Source organism: Micromonospora sp. CA-244673 (assembly GCF_050948395.1).
GTDB lineage: Bacteria > Actinomycetota > Actinomycetes > Mycobacteriales > Micromonosporaceae > Micromonospora.
In genome coordinates, this window is the sequence record NZ_CP192019.1 from 1,800,569 (window position 1) to 1,815,855 (window position 15,287).

14 protein-coding genes are annotated in these 15,287 nt (G+C 75.5%); 6 read left to right on the top strand and 8 right to left on the bottom strand.

Annotated elements, in window-relative coordinates; genetic code table 11:
• Nucleotides 1-77: 77 nt before the first annotated feature.
• The gene (locus ACQP12_RS08610) at nucleotides 78-848 is read right to left on the bottom strand and encodes an LPXTG cell wall anchor domain-containing protein (protein ID WP_433286435.1); all 771 of its coding nucleotides are present in this window, start codon (nucleotides 846-848) and stop codon (nucleotides 78-80) included.
• A 350-nt stretch (nucleotides 849-1,198) separates the two neighbouring features.
• Here ACQP12_RS08610 and ACQP12_RS08615 point away from each other — a divergent pair, with 350 nt between their 5' ends.
• Nucleotides 1,199-4,126, top strand: a complete 2,928-nt coding sequence (locus ACQP12_RS08615) for a glycoside hydrolase family 9 protein (RefSeq protein WP_433286437.1) — start codon at nucleotides 1,199-1,201, stop codon at nucleotides 4,124-4,126.
• Nucleotides 4,127-4,185: 59 nt separating this feature from the next.
• On the opposite strand, the gene ACQP12_RS08620 is transcribed toward ACQP12_RS08615, so the two are convergent.
• Nucleotides 4,186-5,142, bottom strand: coding sequence for a hypothetical protein (locus ACQP12_RS08620; protein WP_433286439.1), 957 nt, complete (start codon nucleotides 5,140-5,142; stop codon nucleotides 4,186-4,188).
• A 111-nt stretch (nucleotides 5,143-5,253) separates the two neighbouring features.
• On the opposite strand from ACQP12_RS08620, the gene ACQP12_RS08625 reads away from it, so the two are divergent.
• The gene (locus tag ACQP12_RS08625; protein WP_433286441.1) at nucleotides 5,254-5,775 is read left to right on the top strand and encodes a DUF488 domain-containing protein; all 522 of its coding nucleotides are present in this window, start codon (nucleotides 5,254-5,256) and stop codon (nucleotides 5,773-5,775) included.
• A gap of 122 nt (nucleotides 5,776-5,897) precedes the next feature.
• Here the strand turns inward: ACQP12_RS08625 and ACQP12_RS08630 are convergent, their stop codons facing one another.
• From ACQP12_RS08630 to bioB, 3 genes are read right to left on the bottom strand one after another with little or no spacing between them, the layout of a single operon-like run.
• Entirely contained in the window at nucleotides 5,898-6,404 is a 507-nt protein-coding gene (locus ACQP12_RS08630) for a GNAT family N-acetyltransferase (protein ID WP_433286443.1), read from the bottom strand.
• A gap of 3 nt (nucleotides 6,405-6,407) precedes the next feature.
• On the bottom strand, nucleotides 6,408-6,692 hold the full coding sequence (locus ACQP12_RS08635) for a hypothetical protein (RefSeq protein ID WP_433286445.1): 285 nt from the start codon (nucleotides 6,690-6,692) through the stop codon (nucleotides 6,408-6,410).
• A gap of 7 nt (nucleotides 6,693-6,699) precedes the next feature.
• Nucleotides 6,700-7,695 carry a biotin synthase BioB gene (bioB, locus tag ACQP12_RS08640; protein WP_433286447.1) on the bottom strand — a complete coding sequence of 332 codons (996 nt, stop codon included), beginning with the start codon at nucleotides 7,693-7,695 and terminating at the stop codon, nucleotides 6,700-6,702.
• Between the two features lie 165 nt (nucleotides 7,696-7,860).
• Between bioB and ACQP12_RS08645 the strand changes: the two genes are divergently transcribed.
• The 4 genes from ACQP12_RS08645 to ACQP12_RS08660 all read left to right on the top strand — a co-directional run bounded on the left by ACQP12_RS08645 (nucleotide 7,861) and on the right by ACQP12_RS08660 (nucleotide 12,283).
• Entirely contained in the window at nucleotides 7,861-8,997 is a 1,137-nt protein-coding gene (locus tag ACQP12_RS08645; RefSeq protein WP_433289183.1) for an 8-amino-7-oxononanoate synthase, read from the top strand.
• Between the two features lie 114 nt (nucleotides 8,998-9,111).
• Nucleotides 9,112-9,846 (top strand): dethiobiotin synthase, encoded by a 735-nt coding sequence (bioD, locus tag ACQP12_RS08650; RefSeq protein WP_357942383.1) that lies wholly within the window; start codon nucleotides 9,112-9,114, stop codon nucleotides 9,844-9,846.
• Between the two features lie 53 nt (nucleotides 9,847-9,899).
• Entirely contained in the window at nucleotides 9,900-11,609 is a 1,710-nt protein-coding gene (locus ACQP12_RS08655) for a sensor histidine kinase (protein ID WP_433286449.1), read from the top strand.
• A 50-nt stretch (nucleotides 11,610-11,659) separates the two neighbouring features.
• A complete protein-coding gene (locus ACQP12_RS08660; protein WP_433289185.1) occupies nucleotides 11,660-12,283 on the top strand; it encodes a response regulator in 624 nt (207 codons plus the stop codon).
• 15 nt (nucleotides 12,284-12,298) lie between these two features.
• Here ACQP12_RS08660 and ACQP12_RS08665 read toward each other — a convergent pair whose 3' ends face one another.
• From ACQP12_RS08665 to ACQP12_RS08675, 3 genes are all read right to left on the bottom strand, one after another.
• A complete protein-coding gene (locus ACQP12_RS08665) occupies nucleotides 12,299-13,120 on the bottom strand; it encodes an ABC transporter permease (RefSeq protein ID WP_433286451.1) in 822 nt (273 codons plus the stop codon).
• Complete coding sequence (locus ACQP12_RS08670; RefSeq protein WP_433286453.1) at nucleotides 13,117-14,049, bottom strand: ATP-binding cassette domain-containing protein; 933 nt, start codon at nucleotides 14,047-14,049, stop codon at nucleotides 13,117-13,119. The genes ACQP12_RS08665 and ACQP12_RS08670 overlap by 4 nt, the downstream gene beginning before the upstream one ends.
• A gap of 69 nt (nucleotides 14,050-14,118) precedes the next feature.
• Nucleotides 14,119-15,282: a cytochrome P450 gene (locus tag ACQP12_RS08675; protein ID WP_433286455.1), complete on the bottom strand. Its 1,164-nt coding sequence runs from the start codon at nucleotides 15,280-15,282 to the stop codon at nucleotides 14,119-14,121.
• Between the last annotated feature and the right edge of the window lie 5 nt (nucleotides 15,283-15,287).

Genomic DNA, 15,287 nt, shown 5'->3' on the forward strand with positions numbered 1-15,287 from the left:
CGTCGGGGTGGCCCCGGAAAAGGTGGAACCGGCCGCCGGACCGAGGTCCGACAGCCGGCTCCGAGCCGCTGTCCGGGTCAGCTCGTGAAGGTGATCCGGTCCCGGCGGCGCCGCAGCGTCATCAGGAGGACACCGCCGCCGATGAGGGCGAGGCCGGCGAGCGAGATGCTGGTCGCGGCCACGCCGGTGAGCGGCAGCCCACCCTCGGTGCCGCTGCCGCCGCCCTGCCCGCCGCCGGCCGAGGTGCCGGGCGCCGGGGTGCCCGACGGGTTCTCCGAGCCGCCCGGCGTCGGGGTCGGCGTCTCCCCGCCCGGCGTGGACGGGGTCGGCGTCGTCGGGTTCCCCGGTGACTCGCACGGCTTCAGCCAGAAGACCTTGTGCTTGCCGGCGGACGACCTGCCGTCGGTGAGGTCCACGTCGAGCTTGAGGTGGTAGCCCTGCTTCGGGTGCAGCGTCAGCCCGGCCAGGTCGAGGTCCTTCGAGGAGAGGCTGATGACCGCGTCGTGGTCGTTCTCCGCGCCGGAGGCCGGGTCGGTGCTGATCACGACGTTCTTCTTCGACCAGACGACCTTGTCCTTCGGGGTGGCCGACGGCGCCTGCGCCCAGAGCGTGATGTCGGCCTTCTGGTCCTTGTCGAAGTTGAAGAACTCCAGCTCGAAGTCGCAGGTGACGTGCGGCTGGTTGTCGACCTTGTCCGAGAAGGGCGTGCCGTCGATCTTGACGGTGCCGTTGTCGCCCTTCGGGTTGTGCGGGTTGCCGGTGGCCCAGGCCGGGGTGGCGAGCCCGAGCAGGGCCGTGGCGGCGGCTGCGGTGAGGGCAGCGCGCGCCACGTGCCGACGCTGTGGCATGAGGAATCCTTCGAGATCGGGAGAGGGGGACGCCACATGATCACATGTCGATGGGCTCCCGTCCAGATGGGACGAGGCCCCTGAGCTGCGCAGATGTCCTTGCCGAGGGCGAAATCCGGGCCACTTCCCAGGCGTGTCGGCGTAACGATGAACGGGCTCTCGACGCTCCGCCGTCTTCGGCCCCGGCGCCGGCTTCCCAACCGATGACGTCGCCAGTACATTGTCGACTATCCATGGGAGCGCTCCCGAGCATCCGGGTCCGTCCCACCACCACAGCCGCCGGCAGCCCCGACCGCCGACGCCGTCCCGTCCGGTCCGGGCCACCGCGGCGCCACCCAATGGAGCTCGCCATGCCCCGTCCGACCCCGCCCCCTCGCGGCCGGTCCCGGCTCCGCCGGCTGCTCGCCGCCGGTGCCGCACTCGCCGCCGGCCTGGCCGCAGCCGTCGCCTCCCCGCCGGCGCCGGCCGCCGCGGCACCCGCCGTCAACGACGGCGCGGTCGCCGCCGCGGCCGGCGCGCGGACCGGAAGCGCACTGGCCGCGCCCGCGTTCAACTATCAGGAGGCGTTGCAGAAGTCGCTGTTCTTCTACGAGGCGCAGCAGTCCGGCCGGAAGCCGGCCTGGAACCGGGTCTCCTGGCGGGGCGACTCGGCCCTCACCGACGGCGCTGACGTCGGCCTCGACCTCACCGGCGGCTGGTACGACGCCGGCGACCACGTGAAGTTCGGCTTCCCGATGGCGTTCAGCGCCACCATGCTGGCCTGGGGCGCCGTCGAGTACCGGGACGGCTACGTCGCCTCCGGCCAGCTCCCGCACCTGCTCAACAACCTGCGCTGGGTCAACGACTGGTTCGTCAAGGCCCATCCCGCACCGAACGTCCTCTACGGACAGGTCGGCAAGGGCGACGACGACCACAAGTGGTGGGGACCGGCCGAGGTGCTGCCGATGGCGCGGCCCGCGTACAAGATCGACGCGAGCTGCGGCGGCGCGGACCTGGCGGGGGAGACGGCGGCCGCGATGGCCGCCTCGTCGATCGTCTTCCGCCCGACCGACGCCGCCTACGCCGACAAGCTGCTCGGCCACGCGAAGCAGCTCTACACGTTCGCCGACACGGTACGGAAGAGCTACCACGAGTGCATCACCGACGCGACCAGCTTCTACCGGTCGTGGAGCGGCTGGCAGGACGAGCTGGTCTGGGGCGCGGCCTGGCTCTACCGCGCCACCGGCGACGCCGCCTACCTGAGCAAGGCCGAGAGCGAGTACGACCGGCTCGGCACCGAACCGCAGTCCACCACCCGCTCCTACAAGTGGACCATCGCCTGGGACAACAAGCAGTTCGGCGCGTACGTGCTGCTGGCCAACCTGACGGGTAAGCAGAAGTACGTCGACGACGCCAACCGCTGGCTCGACTGGTGGACCGTCGGCGTCAACGGCTCCCGCGTCAACTACTCGCCCGGCGGCATGGCCGTCCTCGACTCCTGGGGCGCCCTGCGCTACGCGGCCAACACCGCCTTCGCGGCGCTGGTCTACAGCGACCGGACCACCGACGCCACCCGCAAGGCGCGTTACCACGACTTCGCCGTCCGGCAGATCAACTACGCCCTCGGCGAGAACCCGCGCAACTCCAGCTACGTGATCGGCTTCGGGGCCAACTCGCCGAAGAACCCGCACCACCGCACCGCGCACGGCTCCTGGTGGGACAGCCAGACGGTGCCCACCGAGACCCGGCACGTGCTCTACGGCGCGCTGGTCGGCGGCCCGTCCTCGGCCAACGACGCGTACACCGACAGCCGCTCCGACTACGTCATGAACGAGGTCGCCACCGACTACAACGCCGGCTTCACCTCCGCCCTGGCCCGGCTCGCCTCCGAGTACGGCGGCAGCCCGCTCGCCGGCTTCCCGACCGCGGAGCAGCCCGACCTGGACGAGCTGACCGTGGAGACCACGGTGATGCAGGCCGAGCCGAGGGCCACCGGGCTCAAGGCGATCATCTACAACAAGTCCGCCTTCCCGGCCCGGGCACTGACCACCGCGAAGTTCCGCTACTACTTCCGCCCCGACGGCACCGGCCCGGCGCAGGTCACCCCCGGCTACACGCAGGGCTGCCCGTCGCCCACCACGGCCAAGCAGTTCTCCGGCGACATCTGGTACGTCGAGGTCGACTGCACCGGATACACCATCGCGCCGGCCGGGCAGTCGCAGCACCGGATGGAGGTGCAGTTCAAGATCGGCGTGCCCGAGGGCGGCACCTGGGACCCGACCAACGACCCGTCGTACCAGACCACCGCCGGCCCCAACCGGAAGGTGCCGCTCTACTCGGGCGGGACGCGGGTCTGGGGCGAGGAGCCCGGACCGGCCACCCCGGACACCACCGCGCCGACCGTGCCCGGCACCCCGGTCGCCTCGACCGTCACCGCCACCGGCCTCACGCTGACCTGGCCCGCCTCCACCGACACCGGCGGCAGCGGCCTGGCCGGCTACGAGGTCACCCGGGCGCAGGCCGGCAGCGACGCGCTCGTGCTGACCGACGCCCCGACCAACACCCTCGCGGTGACCGGGCTGCTGCCCGAGCGGACGTACCAGTTCACGGTGCGCGCCCGCGACGGCGCCGGGAACCGGTCGGCGGCCTCGCCGGCCCTGACCGTGACCACCCCGGCCGCCCCGGCGCCGGACACCACCCCGCCCACCGCCCCGGGCACACCCACCGCGTCGGCGATCGGCCCGACCGGGCTCACCCTCGCCTGGGGCCCGGCCACCGACAACGTGGGCGTCACCGGCTACCGGGTCCACCGGTCCGGGAACGTCCTGGTCGGGTCGAGCACGGGGACCACCCTGGCGGTCACCGGGCTGACCGCCGCCACCGCGTACACCTTCACCGTGGTCGCGGTGGACGCGGCCGGCAACGTCTCGGCGGCCTCGCCCGCGCTCACCGTCACCACCGCGGACCCGCCGGCCGGGGGCGGCTGCGCGGTGACCTGGACGACCAGCAGCTGGGACACCGGGTTCACCGCGAACATCACCGTCACCAACACGGGGACCAGCGCCATCAACGGCTGGACGCTCGGCTTCACCTTCCCGAGCAGCGGGCAGAAGGTGGGCCAGGGCTGGTCGGCGAACTTCAGCCAGACCGGCACGGCGGTGACCGCGACGAACGTCTCCTACAACGGCACGCTGGCGCCGGGCGCGTCGACCAGCTTCGGCTTCAACGGCACCCACACCGGCACCAACCCGAAACCCACCGCGTTCACCCTGAACGGCTCCCCCTGCACCGTCTCGTAGCGGTTGTTCGCCCGATCTTGGACAGTTGCCGTTCATCCCGAACGGCAACTGTCCAAGATTCACTTCGGTGGACGCCAGCCGGCGGCGCGGAGGGCGCGGCCGAGGGTCGCGGCGACCTCGCCGGGGCGGGCACGGACCAGCCAGGCGGGGAAGCGGAGGATCCGGTCACCGCTGGTCCAGATGTCGTTCTGCCGCCGCATGTCCTCGGCCCAGCGCCGCACGTCCATGTGGTGCGCCCCGTCAACCTCCGCGTGCAACCGCCACTCCCGCCAGTACGCGTCCAGCCAGCGGACCCGGCCGCTCTGATCCGTGCGGCGTTCCTGCAGGTCCGGGCGGGGCAGCCGGTGTCGGCGGCACAGCGCCAGGAAGTCCAGCTCCGACAGTGCCTGTGCGCCGCCCGCGATGTCCGCCACCGTCCGCCGGACGAGATCGCGGCGCCGTGCCCGGGTCAGCACCGCCAGCACGGCCTCGATCTCCTCCGGCAGCACACGTCGCTGCTGGCAGGCGGACGCCAGGACGAGCTGGGCCTCCCGGAGGCTCCGAGCCCAACTCGCGCCATCGACCACCGCCCGTGCCGTCGTGGTCCGGGGTGGCCGGGCGCGCTGGAGGTGCGCCTCGGGCAACACGGTGGTGCGGTGCGCCACGACCCCGGGCATGTCGATCGGGAGCCGGCGCGGCAGTGTCCTCACCCGCCGATCCGCTGGCACCAGCACGTGCAGCGGCTCCGGCGGCAGGCCACGGACACCGGCCTCGGCCGCGGCGGTCACCCCGGCCAGCACGGCGCACGGTCCAGCGGCGAGCACGGCCACCCACAACTGCTGGTCACGGGTCAGTCTGCCGTTGCCGGTGAGCAGGATGCCGCGACACAGCGAGCGCCAGCGCCCCGAGCGGACCATGCCGCGCACGACGCCCTCGGTCAGCAGCCGGCTCGCCTGGCCGGTCGTCAGCACCCCCGCCTGCTCGAACGCCAGCCACTCCAACGTCCCCGCCTCGTCGGCGGGCAGCACCCTCACCACCCGCCCGAGTCTCCGCCCGACGATGCGGCTCCGCCGTCCCGTCCACAGATCTTGGACACTTACCGTCCGCCTCGAACGGTAAGTGTCCAAGATCTGGGGGAACCTGGGGGCGTGTTGGTGACGGTGGGGCACGGGGCCGCCGACCGGGAGCGGTTGGGGGAGTTGCTGGTCGGCGCCGGGGTGGCGCTCGTCGTGGACGTGCGGCGCTATCCGGCCAGCCGGACCAACCCGGACGTGCGTCGGGAGGAGCTCGAACGCTGGCTGCCGGAGCGGGGCGTCGACTACCGGTGGGAGCCCCGGCTCGGTGGCCGCCGGCACGTCCGCGCCGGGGACCCGGAGCCGGACACCTGGTGGACCGTCGCGGCGTTCCGCGCGTACGCCGCATACACCCGGACGCCCGAGTTCGACGCGGCGCTGGACGAGGTGCTCGCCGACGCGGAGCGCCGGACCACCGCCGTGATGTGCAGCGAGAGCGTCTGGTGGCGGTGCCACCGGCGGCTGATCGCCGACGTGGCGGTGCTCGGTCGCGGGGTGCCCGTCGCGCACCTCATGCCCGACGGCCGGCTCAGCCCGCACCGCCCCGCCGAGGGCGCCCGCCGCCTCCCCGACGGCCACCTGCTCTGGGACGGCTGACACCGCCCCCGGCCGCTGACACCGCCGTCGGCCGCTGACACCGCCGCCGCCCGCTGACACCGCCGCCGGCCGCAGGCCAGGCCGCCGACGCCGGCGCCGGACTCAGCGACGCCGCCGCCGGATCAGTCGGCGAGTTCGTCGGCGAGCAGGTCCATGAGCAGGGCGTCGTGCCAGCGGCCGTCGGCGCCCCGCTCGTAGCGGCGCATGATGCCGACGGGCCGAAACCCTACCTTCGCGTACGCCCGGATCGCCGCGGTGTTCGCCGCCGCCGGGTCGATGGTGAACCGGTGGTGGCCGTACTCGTCGACGAGGTGCCGGACCAGCGTGCGGATGGCGTCCCCGCCGAGGCCGGCGCCGCGGACCGCCGGGTCGAGGAAGATGTCGAGGCTGGCATGGCGGTAGTCGGGGTCGGTCTCCGCGTACCACTGGATGGCGCCGACCAGCCGGCCGTCGTGCTCGATCGCGTAGACGGTGAGGTCGCCGTCGCCCAGGTCGGCGCGGACCGCCTCGGCGAGGTCGTCCCCGCCCCGCCACCAGCGGCGCACCTCCGGGGTGGCCCGGATCGTCGCGAGGGCCGGCACGTCGGCGTCGGTCGCCGGCCGCAGCGTCACCGCCCGCCCCCGCAGCACGCCTCAGCCCCGGATCTCGCCGTGCTCGACGCAGACCGCCGACCAGCCGGTCGGCACGACCTGCACCTTCATCCGCCGCCGGCAGTGCGCGCACCAGCGCGGCGGCTCCAGCGCCCGGGCCGCCGTGCACGCCTCGTGCGGGCCCTCCGTTACGGACTCGCCGCAGCGGTCGCACCAGCGCGGCGTCGGGGCGGGCCGGCGCTGGTCGCCCGGTCGTCCCGCGCCGGCCGGGTGAACCGGGTCGGCAGCGGGGTCGGCCGGCGGTGCGGGCTCGACAAGCTCGGTCACGTCGTCCTCACAGGGTGGCGGAGAGCGCCTTCACCGGCATCTTCAGGTCGTTCAGCAGCTGCAGGTCGGCGGTCGCCGGCCGGCCCAGCGTGGTGAGGTAGTTGCCGACGATCACCGCGTTGATGCCGCCGAGCAGGCCGTCGCGGGTGCCCAGGTCGCCGAGGGTCAGCTCCCGGCCGCCCGCGTAGCGGAGGATGGTGCGCGGCATGGCCAGCCGGAACGCGGCGATGGCGCGCAGCGCGTCCTTGCCCTCCACGACCGGGCGGTCGGCGAGCGGGGTGCCCGGGCGGGGGTTGAGGAAGTTCAGCGGCACCTCGTGTGGGTCCAGCTCGGCGAGCTGCGCGGCGAACTCGGCGCGCTGCTCCACCGTCTCGCCCAGCCCGAGGATGCCGCCGCAGCAGACCTCCATGCCGGACTCGCGGACCATCTTCAACGTCTCCCAGCGCTCCTCGAAGGAGTGCGTGGTGACCACGTTCGGGAAGTAGGAGCGGCAGGTCTCCAGGTTGTGGTTGTAGCGGTGCACACCCATCTCGACCAGCTCGTCGACCTGCTCCTGGGTGAGCATGCCGAGCGAGGCGGCGACCTGGATGTCGACCTCCGCCCGGATGGCGGCCACGCCCTCGCGCATCTGCTTCATGAGCCGCGCGTCCGGGCCGCGCACGGCGGCCACGATGCAGAACTCGGTCGCCCCGGTCGCCGCGGTCTGCTTCGCCGCCTCGACCAGCGCCGGGATGTCCAGCCAGACGGAGCGGACCGGCGAGGTGAACAGGCCGGACTGCGAGCAGAAGTGGCAGTCCTCCGGGCAGCCGCCGGTCTTCAGCGAGATGATGCCCTCGACCTCGACCTCCGGGCCGCACCAGCGCATCCGCACCTCGTGGGCGAGCTGGAGGGCGGCGGGCAGGTGCTCGTCGGGCAGGTTCAGCACGGCGAGGACACCGGCCTCGTCGAGGCCGACGCCGTTCTCCAGCACCTGGGTCCGGGCCTGGTCGAGGATCTCTGGCATGGCTCGTACCCTACAAGGCCGCTCCGAGCCCGGGAAACGGCCGCGTCGGCCCCCGCGAGCAGGCCCGGCGAGCCGGACAGCGCCACGCCGGGCCGCTCGGGCCGGGTGGTAACTTCGCCCCGCGGAAGCGCCCGGTGGGGCGACGGTAGGGGAAGGGACGTGACGGTGGCGGACTGGCTGGCGGCCCTCGACCGCCGCGCCGAGCTGCGGGCGAAGGCGGGCCTGACCCGCACGCTGCGCCCGCGCGCCGCCGGCGATGCCGTGATCGACCTGGCCGGCAACGACTACCTCGGCCTGGCCACCCACCCGGAGGTCACCGCCGCCGCCGGTCGGGCGCTGGCCGCGTACGGGCTGGGCGCCACCGGGTCGCGGCTGGTGCGCGGGTCGACGGACGCGCACCACGCCCTCGAGGACGACCTGGCCGGCTGGCTGGGCGTCGACCGGGCGCTGGTCTTCTCCTCCGGCTACCTGGCCAACCTCGCCGCCGTCCGGGGCCTGGTGCAGCCGCGTACGCTGCTCGTCTCCGACGCCCACAACCACGCCTCGCTGATCGACGGCTGCCGGATCTCCGGCGCCGAGACGGTCGTCACCCCGCACGCCGACGTCGACGCGGTGGCCGCCGCGCTGGCCGCGGCCCCGGGCCGCCCGGCGGTGGTGGTGACCGAGTCGGTGTTCTCCGTCGACGGCGACCTCGCCCCCCTCGCGGCGCTGCACGCCGTGGCCCGCCGGCACGGCGCGCTGCTGCTTGTCGACGACGCGCACGCGCTCGGCGTCACGGGCCCGGCCGGGGCCGGCGGGGTGGTCGCGGCGGGGCTGGCTGGCGAGCCCGACGTGGTGGTGACGGCCACCCTGTCCAAGGCGCTCGGCGGCGCCGGCGGGGTGGTGGCCGGGCCGGCGGAGTTCGTCCGGCACCTCGTGGAGACCGGCCGCACCTTCATCTTCGACACCGCGCCGCCGCCCGCCGTGGTGGCCGGGGTACACGCCGCGCTGCGGCTGGCTAGGTCGGGCGACGGCCTGCGCGCCGAGCTGGCCGAGCGGGCCGCCCTCGTGGTGCGCCGGCTGGGCGGGGCGGGCCTGGAGGTGTCCGCCCCCGACGCGGCGGTGGTCTCGGTGACCGCCCCCGGTCCGGAGGCGGCGACCGCCTGGGCGGCCGACTGCCGGGACCGGGGCGTGGCGGTGGGCTGCTTCCGGCCCCCGTCCACCCCGGACACCCGCTCCCGACTCCGGCTCACCATCAGCGCGGGAGTCGACCGGGCCGACTTCGAACGGGCACTGGACGTGATCGTGGCGTGCGCACCGTGAGCGCGAGGAGTGAGCCGGGTTTGCGAGCCCCGCAGTCGCGAACGAAGGTGGCGCGGTGAGCGCGAGGAGTGAGCCGGGTTTGCGAGCCCCGCAGTCGCGAACGAAGGAGGGCTCATGAGCAACGGCAACGGCTGGACCGGGCCGGTGTTGGTGACCGGCACGGACACCGAGGTGGGCAAGACCGTGGTGACCGCGGCGATCGCCGCCGCCGCGCAGGCCGCCGGGCTGCGGGTCGCGGTGGTCAAGCCGGGCCAGACGGGTACGGCCACCGGTGAGCCCGGCGACGTCGACTCGGTGAACCGGCTGGCCGCCCCGCTCACCGGGCGGACCCTGGCCAGCTACCCGGACCCGCTCGCCCCGCTCGCCGCGGCCCGGGTCGCCGAGCTGGAGCCGCTGGAGCTCTACACCGCGGTCGACGCCATCCGCGAGGAGACCGACAAGCACGACCTGGTGCTCGTCGAGGGGGCCGGCGGGCTGCTCGTGCCCATGGGGCTGCGGCCGTCGGGCGAGCCCTGGACGGTGGCCGACCTGGCGGTGTCGCTGGGCGCCCCGGCCGTGGTGGTGGCCCGCGCCGGGCTGGGCACGCTCAACCACACGGCGCTGACCCTGGAGGCGCTGGAACGCCGGGCCATCCCGGCCGGCGTGGTGATCGGCGCCTGGCCGGGCGAGCCGGAGCTGGTGCACTGGCTCAACCTGTCCGACCTGGTGCCGAACCTGCTGGGCGCGGTGCCGATGGGCGCCGGCGGGATGGACCCGGGCGTGTTCCGCCGGTCCGCGCCGGGCTGGCTCACCCCGGCCCTCTACGGGGTGCTCGACGACTGGCGTGCCTGGGCCGAGGAGATCAGCTGAGCCCTGACTTTCGTCAGTGCCCGGCCCGGCCGGCCGTCGGTAGCGTGGCCGGCATGGAACCGCCCCGAACCCCGCCGCCCGCCCGGCGCCGGGCCGGTGACCTGCTGCTCTGGGCCGTGGTCGCCGCCCCGGTGGCGTACGCCGGGCTCACCCCGCCGTGGCCGCGCCACGCCGTGCCGCTGCTGGCCGGCTCGCTGGCGCTGCTCGGCCTCGCCGTGGCGTTCCGCCGCCGGTGGCCCCTCGCGGCGTTGCTGGCCGTGGTGTTCGGCTCGCTGGTCGACGGCAACTTCGTCTTCGGCATCCCGGTGTTCAGCTACCTGGCCGGCCGGCGCAGCGCCGGCGCCGGCCGGGTGGCGGCGGTCTTCGGCGCCATCGCGGTCGCCGGCACCGCGCTCAACCTCGGGCTGCTCGGCACCAACCCGGAGACCTGGTTCCTGCTCGCCTCGGTGCTGCTCTTCGCCGGGGTGTTCCCCTGGCTGCTCGGCCGGCTGCGCCGGCAGCAGCGGGCGCTCGTCGAGGCGGGGGAGCGGCACGCCGAGGCCGAGGAGCGGGAGCGGCGGGCCGCCGCGGAGCGGGTACGCCTGCGCGAGCGGGCCCGGATCGCCCAGGACATGCACGACTCGCTGGGGCACGACCTGAGCCTCATCGCGCTGCGCGCCGCCGCCCTGGAACTGGCCTCCGACCTGCCGCCCGCCCACCGGAGCGCGGCCGGGGAGCTGCGCGCCAGCGTGTCCGCGGCGACTGAGCGGCTGCACGACATCATCGGCGTGCTCCGGGAGGAGCGCTCCGGGTCGCTGCGGCCAGCCGGCGAGTCGGTGGCCGAGCTGGTGGACGGCGCCCGCGACGCCGGCATGGCGGTCGAGCTGCGCGCCGACCCGGACGGCGCGGCCCTGCCGCCGCTCGTCGCGCACGCCGTGCACCGGGTGGTCCGCGAGGCGCTGACCAACGCCGCCCGCTACGCCCCCGGCGCCCCGGTGACCGTCACCGTCGACCGGGCGGGCGGGGAGGTGGCGGTGTCGGTCGTCAACGGGCGGGCGCCGGCCGGCCCGCTGCCGGGGCCGGCGTCGCACGGCTCGGGGCTGCTCGCCCTGCGCGAGCGGGTCCGCCTGAGCGGGGGCGTGCTGGACGCGGGCCCTCGCGACGGCGGTTTCGCGGTGACGGCACGCCTGCCGCTGCCGGCCGCCCCCGCCGTGGCCGGTGCCGAAGCCGATGGACCCGGCGACCTCGCCGCGCCGACCCCGGCCGGCCCGGGCGCCGGTCGGTCCGGCGGCCTGCGACTCGGTCGATCCCGCGACCTCCCCGGGCCGGCCGAGGTCGGCACGGGCGTCGGTGGGTGGGACGACCTCGCCGGGCCGGCCGGTGGGCGCGAGGACGGCCTTCGGGAGGACGGCGGGCCGGGCCGGGCGCAGGAGGGCCGCCCCGGCGAGGCGGCGCGGCGGCTGCGGGAGGCCCGGCGGCGGGCCCGGCGCAGCCTGCTCGTGGCGTTCGGCGCTCCGGCCGGCCTCGCCCTGGTGCTCGCGCTGGTCTACTACCCGCTCGCCACGGCGGGCGCGGTCCTCGACCGGTCCAGCTACGAGCGGCTGCGCCTCGGCGAGGAGCGGGACGCCCTCGGGCTGCCCCGCCGGCAGGCCGACCCGCCGACCGGAGCCGCCCCGGCGGGCTGCGAGTTCTACACCGACGGCAACTTCCCCTTCGCGGAGCCGACCTGGCGGCTCTGCTTCGCCGACGGCCGGCTGGTCAGCAAGGAGCGGATCGCGCAGTGACCGACGACCACGGGCGCCCCCTGCGGGTGGTGCTCGCCGACGACGAGGCGATGGTCCGCGCCGGGGTGCGGGCCATCCTGGCCGCCGACCCGGGCATCGAGGTGGTCGGCGAGGCGGGCGACGGCCACGCGGCCGTGGAGCTGGTCCGGGCGCACCGGCCCCGGGTGGCGCTGCTGGACATTCGGATGCCCCGCCAGGACGGGCTGGCCGCGGCGGCGGAGATCCGGCGGCTGGTGCCGGAGACCGCCACGGTCATGCTCACCACGTTCGGCGACGACGACCTGATCGCCCGGGCGCTCGGCCACGGGGCCAGCGGGTTCCTGCTCAAGTCCGGCGATCCCCGGGAGCTGCTGGCCGGCCTGCGGGCGGTGGCCGACGGCGGGGCGTACCTGTCGCCGCGGGTGGCGCGCCGGGTCATCGCGCTCAGCGGTGGCCGGCTGGCCCGCGGCCCGTACGCGCGGGACCGGCTGGCGGGGCTCACCGACCGGGAGCGGGAGGTGCTCGCCCTGGTCGGGGCGGGGCTGTCCAACGCCGAGATCGCCCGCCGGCTGCACCTCGTCGAGGGCACCGTGAAGAGCTACCTGACCAGCATTTTCACCCGGCTGGACGTGCGCAACCGGGTCCAGGCGGCGATCCTCGCGTACGAGGCGGGGCTGGTCCCGCCCACCGGCTGACCAGCCCCGCCCCGTTCAGGCGTCCCGGCGGCGCAGCGCCCAGCGGCCCACCGCCAGCGCGGCGACGGCCCAACCGGTGAGCAGCAGCAGCCCGACGGCCGCCGGGTAGGGCTCGGTGTCCCCGGCGAGGAAGTGGTTGCCGGCCACCCCGGGGAACGCGTCGGCGACCCGGGTGAGCACGGTGATGCCCGGCTCCTGGAGCGACAGCGGCACGATCATCAGCAGCGCGAACAGCACGGTGAGGGTGAGCACCGCGCCGCGCAGCGCCGCCGCCAGCCCCAGCGCCAGCACACCCAGCAGCGCGAGGTACGCGGCCGAGGCGACCACGTCGGCCAGGGTCCCGCCCAGCGGGGCCCGGCCCCACTCGCCGAGCACCGGCCGGGCGACCGCCGCGCCGACCGCGCCGATGAGCAGCCCGGTCAGGAACGTCACGGCGCCGACCACGACGGCCTTGGCCGCCAGCACCCGGCCCCGGGACGGGGTGCAGCGCAACGTCGTCCGGATGGTGCCGGTGGCGTACTCGCTGGTGATCACGAAGAGGCCGATCGCGAGCACCACGTACTGGGTGAGTTCCAGGGCGCCGGCGACCACCTCGCCGACCGGCAGGATGCCGGGGTTCACGGTCGGGTCGTCGTCGGTGTTGGCGTTGACCGCGTAGATGGCGAGCTGGCCGGCCGTGGCCGCCATGGTCAGCGTGGCGGCCAGCAGCGTCCACCAGGTCGAGCGGACCGACCAGAGCTTGGTCCACTCGGCGGCCACCGCGCCGGTGAACGGGCCGCTGGTCGGGGCGGGCCGGGACGCCGGCCGGGTCGGGAGAGCGGTGGGCAGCGCGGTCATCGGGTCTCGCCTCCGGTCGGGCCGGCCGCGTACTCCACGCTGCCGGCGGTCAGTTCCAGGAACGCCTCCTCCAGTGAGGCGGCCACCGGGGTCAGCTCGTGCAGCCGCACCCCCAGCTCGTACGCGAGGTCACCGACCCGGCCGGCCGTGACGCCGGTGACGGCCAGCCCGCCCTCGTCCGGGCTGACGGACGCCCCCTCGGCGGCCAGCCGCGCCCCCAGCGTGGCCAGGCCGGCCGGCTCGGGTCCGCGTACCCGGACAGAGCTGGCCGGGCGGGCGGCGATCAGGTCGGCGAGCGGCGCGTCGACGACGAGCCGGCCCCGGCCGAGCACCACCACCCGGTCGGCGGTCTGCTGCATCTCGCTCATCAGGTGGCTGGAGATGAGCACGGTGCGTCCCTCGTCGGCGAGGTCGCGGGTGAACCGGCGGATCCACCGCACCCCGTCCGGGTCGAGCCCGTTCACCGGCTCGTCGAGCAGCAGCACCGGCGGGTCGCCGAGCAACGCCCCGGCGATGCCGAGCCGCTGGCCCATGCCCAGCGACAGCGCGCGTCCCGGCTTGTCGGCGGCCCGCGCGTCAAGCCCGACCAGGTCGAGCACCTCGTCCACCCGGCGGGCCGGGATGCCGTTGCTGCGGGCCATCGCCCGCAGGTGCGCCCGCCCGGAGCGGGCCGGGTGCACGCCGGTGGCGTCGAGCAGCGCGCCGACCTCGTGGAGCGGGTACCGCAGCTGCCGGTAGGGCCGGCCGTTCACCAGGGCCTGGCCGGCAGTGGGCCGGTCCAGCCCGAGCACCATCCGCATGGTGGTGGACTTGCCCGCGCCGTTCGGGCCGAGGAAGCCGGTCACCTGCCCCGGTCCGATGTCGACGGTCAGGTCGTCGACCGCGGTGGCCGCGCCGAACCGTTTCGTCAACGCACGAAGTGTGATCATGCGCCGACGGTAGGCAGCGGAGGGGGTGGCGCACCGCCACCGAACGGCACCCCCGCACCCTGACTTTCGTCAGGTCCGGCGGACCACGAACGCGTCGGGCATCCGGAACGTGAGGTTGTCCGGGCACCACGGCGGCCGGAGCACCGTCACGCCGTCGAGCAGCGGCGCCGCCTCGGCCACCACCACGGCCGCCTCCATCCGGGCCAGCTGCGCCCCGACGCACCGGTGCGGGCCGGCGCCGAAGGCCAGGTGCCGCCGGGAGCCGCGCTGCCCCGGCCGGAACTCGCCGGGTGCGGCCACCACCGCCGGGTCCCGGCCGGCCCGGGCCAGCCAGGCGACGATGCTGGTGCCCGCCGGCACGGCGACCTCGCCCAGGGTGGTGTCCACGGCGGCCACCCGCCGCCAGGTGACGATCGGCGGTTCCAGCCGCAGCCCCTCCTCGACCACGTCGGCGACCGCGACCTGGCCCGCGCGCAGGCCGGCCCGCACCGCCGGTTCGCCGGCCAGCCGGTGCAGCAGCAGGGTGAGGAACTGCGACGTGGTCTCCTGGCCGGCGACCAGCAGGAAGAACAGCGCGCCGACCACCACGTCGGGGGAGTGCCCGGCGTCGCGCAGCCGGGCGGCCAGCCCGCCCCCGGTGGCGGCGAACGCGCGGAGCACGGTGTGGAACCGGCCCACCTCGGTGGCGAGGGCGAGCTGCCGCGCGGAGTCGAGCGGCGCCCAGAACAGCTCCAGGGCGGCCCGCGCGAAGTCCTTCACCGCGCCCACCGGGGCGTCCGGCAGCTCGACCAGCCGGGCCAGCACCAGGAGCGGCAGGTCGGCGGCGAGTTCCGCGTACAGGTCGACCGGCTCGCCCGCGGCGAGGGCGGCGGCGAGCCGGGTCACCCGCTCCCGCACCAGGGCGGTCAGCCAGGGCCGCTGGGCGGCCACCCGGTCCGGGTGCAGCGCGTCGGCGACGATCGCGCGGATCTCCGGGTGGCTGGCCGCCGCGTTGTTCGCGAGCGTCGGGGGGAGCCGGAACCGGTGTCCGGCGAGCACCCGCAGCCCGGCCACCGGGATCGGGGTCACCGCGTCGAGGGCGTTGTCCGGCCGGAACGTCGCCGGGTCGGTGAGCAGCCGCCGGACCAGCGCGTGCCGGGTCACCACGAGGTGCGGCACGCCGACGTGGTCGACCACGGTGGCCGCGTCGGGCCACGGTCCGTCGACGGACTCCCCCCAGCCCCGGAACAGCACGGCGT